At 40.7% G+C, this 1,456-nt stretch carries 1 protein-coding gene; it reads left to right on the forward strand.

From position 1 onward, the window contains the following. Nucleotides 1–262: 262 nt before the first annotated feature. The coding region (locus tag H7T99_RS10505; protein WP_201035999.1) for an IS110 family transposase at nt 263–1,456 on the forward strand (1,194 nt) is incomplete at its 3' end.

Genomic DNA, 1,456 nt, shown 5'->3' on the forward strand with positions numbered 1-1,456 from the left:
ACCCACTACAGTTGACAAACATACTAAGATTAGTAGTGAAGAAATCTCCGACGGGAGAGAGTACTCACTACTTTTTCTTTATGTTAAAGTAGTGGTGTCTTGTAAAGTCGTAGGGCTCTATGGCGCTAGACGTCGCTTGACAAACTGGCAAGACACCTTGTTTTAGGTGGAGTTTGATCAAAGTATGTAGGACGCTAAACGTCGCGTATTGAAAATAAAATCACTAAAACATGGAATTATTCAAGACAAAAGAGGTAATGTCATGCGTGCAGTATTTGGAATTGATGTCAGTAAAACAAGTTCTGAGGTGGCAATTTTAGTCAACGGTGAGAAGGTTCATGGCTACACCATACTCAATGATGCCATTGGCTTCAATCGCCTATTGGGGGACTTGAAAACTGTTCATAACCCTGAGATTATATTTGAGGCTACAGGTGTCTATTCTCGACGTCTTCAAGCCTTTCTCGAGGAATATAGTTACGCTTACACACGGCTAAATCCACTGGAAGCTAAGAAACAATTGGACAGTCTGCGAGTTCGTAAAACAGATAAAATTGACGCTGAAAAGTTGGCTAAATCTCAGCTTGTACACAATCGTAAACCAACTTACGTTCAGGAAGAAGTTTATCAACACCTACGTGATTTAAGCCGTTTCTATCAAAATATGACAGAAGATCTTGTTCGAACTAAAAACCGTCTGCACAAGGTCCTACAAGTCACCTTTCCTGAATTGGAAACTCTATTATCCACACCTACTGGAGAGCAATATTGGAACCTAGTGATGGCTTTTCCATGCAAAGAGTTTGTATTAAGCCTATCTCAAAGTAACTTGTGTGAGATTGTCCGTCAATCCACCTCCAAACGCATCTCTGAAAAGCGTATTACTTACCTGACTGATAAACTTATAAAACTCGCTAAACAATCTTTTTGTGCGGTCAAGAATACCTCTCCGATGCTTGAAGAGGTTCGTTACTATGCTCAAGAATTGCTTCGTCTTTCTGAACGCAGACAAGTTGTCTTAAACGACATGGTAGCTCTAGCTCAGCCTTTACCAGAGTATGACATCTTACGGTCAATTCCTGGCATCGCAGAAACCACAGCGACATCTATCATTGGCGAATTGGGAGATATTCGTCGCTTTCAGTCTTCCAATCAAATCAACGCTTTTATTGGCATTGACCTGAGACACTACGAATCTGGGAACTTTCTCGCCAAGGAACACATCACTAAACGAGGTAATCCCTATGCCAGAAAAATCTTGTTCAAGTGCATTCACAACATCGCTTCAGCTAGTCATACTAATCCCTGCCATATCGCTGACTTTTATGAGAAACGAAAAAGACAATCGACAATAGCTTCAACTAAGCCACATACGATTGCCTCTATACATCGTCTCATTCGAACAATGTATTACCTCATTACGCATAACAAACTTTACGATTACTCTTTGACCCAA

The sequence above is a fragment of the Streptococcus sp. 17.1 genome (genome assembly GCF_016648655.1).
Taxonomy (GTDB): Bacteria; Bacillota; Bacilli; order Lactobacillales; family Streptococcaceae; genus Streptococcus; species Streptococcus salivarius_E.